Annotated in this window: 4 protein-coding genes and 1 rRNA gene; 2 read left to right on the top strand and 3 right to left on the bottom strand. The window is 41.6% G+C overall.

Annotated elements, in window-relative coordinates:
- Positions 1–8 precede the first annotated feature (8 nt).
- Positions 9–120, top strand: a 5S ribosomal RNA gene (gene rrf, locus OC25_RS26480).
- A 757-nt stretch (positions 121–877) separates the two neighbouring features.
- Entirely contained in the window at positions 878–1,858 is a 981-nt protein-coding gene (locus OC25_RS26485; RefSeq protein ID WP_039483541.1) for an acyl-ACP desaturase, read from the top strand.
- A 64-nt stretch (positions 1,859–1,922) separates the two neighbouring features.
- On the opposite strand, the gene OC25_RS26490 is transcribed toward OC25_RS26485, so the two are convergent.
- The 3 genes from OC25_RS26490 to OC25_RS26500 form a co-directional block, all read right to left on the bottom strand.
- A complete protein-coding gene (locus tag OC25_RS26490; RefSeq protein ID WP_039483545.1) occupies positions 1,923–2,846 on the bottom strand; it encodes an MBL fold metallo-hydrolase in 924 nt (307 codons plus the stop codon).
- A complete protein-coding gene (locus OC25_RS26495; RefSeq protein WP_039483548.1) occupies positions 2,846–6,241 on the bottom strand; it encodes a methylmalonyl-CoA mutase family protein in 3,396 nt (1,131 codons plus the stop codon). The genes OC25_RS26490 and OC25_RS26495 overlap by 1 nt, the downstream gene beginning before the upstream one ends.
- 126 nt (positions 6,242–6,367) lie before the next feature.
- Complete coding sequence (locus OC25_RS26500; RefSeq protein WP_039483551.1) at positions 6,368–6,739, bottom strand: VOC family protein; 372 nt, start codon at positions 6,737–6,739, stop codon at positions 6,368–6,370.
- Positions 6,740–7,039: the final 300 nt, after the last annotated feature.

Consider the following 7,039-nt stretch of genomic DNA (forward strand, 5'->3'; position numbering starts at 1 on the left):
AAAAATATTTAGGTGCCTATATCGGTGGTGTCCACCTCTTCCCATTCCGAACAGAGAAGTTAAGCCCACCAGAGCCAATGGTACTGCGGTAACACGTGGGAGAGTAGGTCGGTGCCAAATCTTAAAGGAACCCTTCAGTTAATACTGAGGGGTTTTCTTGTTTATAAGCTTTTTGAGCCGAAAGACCAAAGCTTAAAGACGGATCAAGCAGAAAGCGGGATACAAAGCTTTAGGCTTTAAGCTTTTTTAACCATTAAGCAGTTAAGGTAATTAAGGTGACTTTGACTAAACCAAGCTATCTTTTCTTAATGTCCTTAGAAACCTCGCAGGTTTAGCTCGTTTCTTTTATTATTTAAAACCTGCGAGGTTTAACCTTTCATTAAGATTGCCATCCGATAGCTATCGGATCAAGCTGGCAATGACGATCAGTACTGGGGGATTGCAAGAGGGTTCATCATAAGAATAAAAACTCATAAGTTTAAAACGGTATATACCTGCTTTGGTCTTTCTTCTTTTTGCTTTAAGCTTTTAACAGTAGCCCTGATGGCAGTGAAAATCCCTTTTGGCTGGAACGAACACTTACCTGCGCTCGCATTACACCTCCAAAAGGATTGCAACGTACAGCAGGACGGAACTATTCCGATTAGCACAGGTTTTGCGCTACAGCATATAAATAAAATTTCGTTTTAATTAAAATTGTTGAACTGTAAATGCCGGTTGATGTTACAACTAAATTGTTAACAAAACAAGACAATTAAAATGATGTTGATAATTTAAAGTTGATTTTAAACTGATTTAATGCTAAATGTGTTAATATCACAAGGTTTGCAGTAATATTTGGTTATCTTTGCTGTTAACAAATATATAAACACGAATAATGAGTTTTTTTGCAGATAAAAGAAGGGAAGTGATGGTGCATATAGAACAGTATATGCTCGAGATGATGGATACCTATCTTAAACCGATTGATACCAACTGGCAGCCGTCTGACTTTCTACCTGACTCTACAAGCGATACATTTTATCAAGATATAAGAATACTGAGAGATAACGCTAAAGATCTTTCATACGATCTGGTAGCAGTATTAATTGGTGATACGATTACTGAAGAAGCTTTACCTACTTACGAATCGTGGTTATCGATGGTACAAGGCCCAAGCATGAAAGAAGATGGTGGCTGGATGAAGTGGAACAGGCACTGGACTGCAGAAGAAAACCGTCACGGCGATTTGTTAAATAAATATTTATACCTATCGGGTAGGGTAGATATGCGCCAGATGGAAATTTCTACGCAATATCTGATAGCTGATGGTTTCGATATTGGAACCGGCCATGATCCGTACCGGAATTTTATTTATACTTCTTTTCAAGAGATGGCTACCAATATTTCGCACAGAAGGGTAGCTTCTTTAGCCAAAAAAGGTGGTGATACGTTATTATCGAGAATGTGTGGTGTAATTGCTTCTGATGAGGCAAGGCATGCCAAAGCGTATAAAGACTTCATGAACCGCATTTTTGAGGTCGATCCTAACGAAGCTATGCTTGCTTTTGAGGATATGATGCGCCAAAAAATTGTAATGCCTGCACACTTTTTACGTGAGGTGGGGTTAAAAATTGGCCAAACCTTTGGTCACTTTACTGATGCTGCGCAACGTTTAGGTGTTTACACCGCGATTGATTATGTTGAAATTATGCAACAGTTAATAGTTGACTGGAAAATTGAAGGTATGCGCGATTTAAATGAAGCAGGCGAGAAGGCCCGCGACTATATTATGGCTTTACCAGCACGTTTACTACGCGTAGCGGAAAGAATGAAAAATCCTACTATTGATTATAAATTTAGCTGGATTGCAGGATAAGCACCAGCGATTTCAAAATATTTTAAAACCTATTGCGGTAAGCAATAGGTTTTTTTATTGGTGGTTAATAGAAAATCTGATCTTGCTTAACGAGGTTAAAGCCCTGGGCCTGTAAAGCTTGCTGTGCTTGTGCGCTCCACAGCAGTGGGTTGGTATGGTTAAAGTGGATAAAATATAACTTACGTTTAACTTCAGCTGCTTCGTTTTTAAACAAATCGGTGGTTTCAGTAACGAAAGGATGCGGTACTTCGGCAATCGCCCTGTTTGCAAGCTCGGTATTGCTGTAAAATGTAGCATCGACCATGGCCACATCAACATTTTTAACTTCGGCTATGATATTTTTATCCCATTTGCTCCATTTATTAATATCGGGGATAAACAGGTATTTTTTAGTCGGTGTATTAATTTTAAAGCCAGCAGTTTCTGAAAATTCATCGCGATGGGGCACGGTAAACGCAGTTACTGTATTGTTCGCAATGGTAAGGGGCTGATCGGCTGTAAGTTCAATGATGTTAATGTTGTTTAACTTAACCAACTGGCTCCATGGCCCATTTTCTTCGAGAAAAACCTTTAGTTTAGGCAAAACATATACTTTTAAGGCTTTGGTAGACATTACCTCGCGGCCAAACTCCATTAATCCTGTATAGTGGCCAATGTGGGCATGGGTAATAAATATACCTTCGGGCAAGTAAGGGTAGGTGCTGTTAGTTTGCAATTTAAAGTGCTGCAACTGTTGTTTAATATCTGGAGTAGCTTCAAATAACCACCATTTTTTATTAACCGGATCAACCAGCGCAAGTGAAACTACGTGTTTCTGCAGTTTTGCGTTGGACCAGGCCATCTTACAACAGCTTTTCTGGCAACCCATGTGTGGGTAACCCCCATCCTGCGCAATGCCTAGAGCAATAATGTAAGGTGTTTTGGGTAGTGTAACTGCCCAGGTATTTGCCGCAAATAGAAAAGCGAATAAGAAGACTAATCTTTTCATTACATGTTTCTCCTGTATTGGCCGCCCACTTCGTATAGCGCGTTGCTGATTTGCCCCAGTGAGCAGATTTTGCATACTTCCATTAATTGCTCAAAGATATTTTCGCCGGCAACGGCCGATTTTTGTAACTGTTTTAACAAACCGGCAGCTTTATCCTCGTTGCGCTGCTTAAATTTTTCCAGAGCCGAAATCTGAAACTGCTTTTCTTCTTCGGTAGCCCTGATTACTTCTCCGGGAACAATAGTAGGAGAACCATTTTTATTTAAGAAGGTATTAACACCAACAATCGGATATTCGCCAGTATGTTTAAGCGTTTCGTAGTACAGACTTTCTTCCTGTATTTTTCCACGCTGATACATGGTTTCCATGGCACCTAAAACACCACCACGATCGTTGATCCGCTTAAACTCAGCCAGCACAGCCTCTTCAACCAAATCAGTTAGTTCTTCGATAATAAAAGCTCCCTGTAGCGGGTTTTCATTTTTAGCGAGCCCTAATTCTCTGTTTATAATCAATTGAATGGCCATAGCTCTCCTAACCGATTCTTCGGTCGGTGTAGTAATGGCTTCATCATAGGCGTTGGTGTGGAGCGAATTACAATTGTCGTAAATGGCATATAATGCCTGTAAGGTAGTGCGGATATCGTTAAAATCAATCTCCTGGGCATGTAATGAACGGCCTGAAGTTTGAATGTGGTATTTCAGTTTTTGCGAACGATCGTTTCCTTTATATTTATTTTTAATGGCCTTAGCCCAGATTCTACGCGCCACACGGCCAATTACAGCGTACTCAGGATCGATACCATTAGAGAAGAAAAAAGAAAGGTTAGGTGCAAAATCATCGATATGCATGCCCCTGCTTAAATAATACTCCACAAAAGTAAAACCATTACTCAGCGTAAAAGCCAGTTGCGAGATGGGATTTGCACCAGCTTCGGCAATGTGATAACCTGAAATAGATACGGAATAAAAATTCCGCACTTTCTCGTCGATAAAATATTTCTGGATGTCGCCCATCATTCTCAAGGCAAACTCGGTAGAGAAAATACAGGTGTTTTGGGCCTGGTCTTCTTTTAAGATATCGGCCTGAACGGTTCCGCGTACTGAGCTGATGGCTTTTGCCTTAATTTGGGCATAAACATCGGCTGGTAAAACCTGATCGCCGGTCAGACCTAAAAGCATTAAGCCTAAACCATCGTTTCCTTGTGGTAGCGATCCGTTGTATGCCGGCCTTTCTGCGTTTTTAGCTTTATAAATGGCAGCGATTTTAGCTTCAACTTCTTTTTCCAGGCCGTTTGCGATAATATATTTTTCGCATTGCTGATCGATTGCTGCATTCATGAAAAAGCCAAGTAACATCGGTGCTGGCCCGTTAATGGTCATCGATACGGAAGTAGAAGGGGCGCAAAGATCGAAGCCTGAGTATAATTTTTTAGCATCGTCTAAAGTGGCAATACTCACGCCCGAATTACCAATTTTGCCATAAATATCGGGGCGGGTATGCGGATCTTCGCCGTAAAGGGTAACCGAATCGAAAGCAGTAGACAGGCGGTGTGCTGGTTGCCCCAATGAAACATAATGGAAACGTTTATTGGTCCGTTCTGGCCCACCTTCACCGGCAAACATACGGGTAGGGTCTTCACCTTCGCGTTTGAGTGGAAATACCCCGGCAGCATAAGGAAATTCGCCTGGCAGGTTTTCGGTTAACAACCACCTTAAAATATCGCCCCAATCTTCGTAACGGGGGAGCGATACCTTTGGAATCTGAAGCTTCGAAAGCGATTCGTAAAATAAAGGTTGTTTAATTTCTTTATCGCGGACTTTATAAATGAAAAATTCTTCTTTATAAGCTTTTTTGGTTTCTGGCCATTGGCGCAATAATCTTTTGCATTCTCCGTCTAATTGTTCTTCGAAGAAAGCATAAGTTGAGTCTAGGCTTTTTGACACCCCGTCCTGCGGACACCCCTCTGGAAGAGGGGAATGAGTATCGCTCAATAAATCGATTACACCTTTGAGCTGGTACATTTTCCGGGCAATAGTGGCCTGTTTAGTTACCCACTCATTGTACACCTGACTTGATTCTGCAATTTCGGCCAGGTAACGGATGCGATCTGGTGGAATGATATAAATCTTTTCGGATTGATCGGTTGTTAATTCCAGCTTTGCCTGAAAATCTGTTCCGGTTTTAACTTTTATTTGCTCCATTAAGGCCACAAATAAATTATTCATGCCAGGATCGTTAAACTGGGATGCCATTGTGCCATAAACGGGAATTTCGTCGTCCTTGGCATCGAAAATGTTGTGGTTGCGCTTGTATTGTTTGCGTACATCTCTCAATGCATCGAGGGCACCTCTTTTGTCAAATTTATTAATGGCTACCAGATCGGCGAAGTCGAGCATGTCTATTTTCTCCAGCTGTGTAGCAGCACCAAATTCGGGTGTCATTACGTACAAGGAAACATCGCAATGCTCGGTAATTTCGGTATCCGATTGGCCAATTCCCGAAGTTTCGACAATAATCAGGTCGTAGCCTGCGGCTTTACAGATATCGATACTTTCCTGTACGTTTTTAGATAAAGCAAGATTGGCCTGGCGTGTGGCCAGCGAACGCATATATACCCTGGGATTATTAATGGCGTTCATCCGGATGCGGTCGCCAAGAAGAGCACCTCCTGTTTTCCGTTTAGATGGATCGACAGAAATAATGGCCAGTGTTTTATCTTTCACCTCAACTAAAAAACGGCGCACCAGTTCATCAACCAATGATGATTTTCCGGCGCCGCCGGTACCGGTAATGCCCAGAATAGGAGCTGTATTATTTTGCGATAACCGCTTTAATTCATCAACAAATTTTTGTGCACCCTCGGGATCATTTTCTGCAACAGTAATGGCTCCGGCTATAGCTTTAATATTTTTGGTTGGTATGGTTTCGAGCTCGTTGGTGATACTGGTTTTGGTTACGAAATCGGTTTTCACCAGCATATCATTAATCATGCCCTGTAAACCCATTTTTCGGCCATCATCAGGTGAGTAGATTTTAGCAATGCCATAAGCCTGCAGTTCGTCAATTTCAGCTGGCAGGATTACCCCACCGCCACCTGCAAATATTTTAATATGCGCTGAACCACGTTCCTGCAGCAAATCGTACATGTACTTAAAGTATTCGATATGGCCGCCCTGGTAGGAAGTCATTGCAATACCCTGTACATCTTCCTGAATGGCGCAGTTTACCACTTCATCAACCGAACGGTTATGCCCCAGGTGGATTACCTCGGCGCCCGACGATTGAAGGATTCGACGCATGATGTTAATAGTTGCATCGTGGCCATCGAAAAGAGAAGCAGCGGTTACAAAACGGATTTTATTTTTGGGCTTGTATATTTCTACTTGTTGCATAATATGGGATTTAAAGGATTGTTTTGTACTGAAAGTACCAATCCCTGTTCCAAATATTTGGTTATGCAAATGTACTAAATTAAGCTGCTTAAAGGGTGAATACCCTATACCGTTATGGCCTTTAGTCTATTCCAGCTCGCGCCCAAACTGCAGCATATAACCGTTATTATCGTAGATGGCAAACTCGCGCATGCCGAATTCAAAATCATCAAGCGGGTAGCCGATTTCGCATTGGTCTTTTAAACTTTTCCAAAGCTGTTCTACTTCATTGGTTTTGATATATAGCGAGCCACTCATTACCGCCTTAGGCATATTGCGGTGCTCGTTGGGCATGCAGAACATGATCTCGATCTCATCTTTGCTGAGGCTAAACCAGCTCAGATCGTCGAATTTTGCGGCACAGCTAAAACCTAAAACTTCGGTGTAAAACTTTAGGGTTCCGGGCATATCATGCGATTCGAGCAGGGGGGTAAGTTTGGTGGCGGTGTATTTTGGCATTTACTAAGATAAAAAATTGAAGTTAATTTTTCATCAGGCTATTTTCGGATGGAATGTTGTCACGTTGAGATTGTCTAAACATTTTACGATCTTCTTTCGATTAGGCAACTATTGATAGACATCTAAAGAATATCGTCATTGCGAGAAGGCTTTTTCAGCCGACGAAGCAATCTTTATAGCAAGAATTACCGGCATGAAAGATTGCTTCGTCGTTCCTTCTCGCAATGAAGATTTTTCGAGTAGATCAATGCCGTTAAGCTCTCCCCGTCACTCATATTGATTTTTATATAATAAATTGCC

It is taken from the genome of Pedobacter kyungheensis (assembly GCF_000812965.1).
Lineage (GTDB): Bacteria > Bacteroidota > Bacteroidia > Sphingobacteriales > Sphingobacteriaceae > Pedobacter > Pedobacter kyungheensis.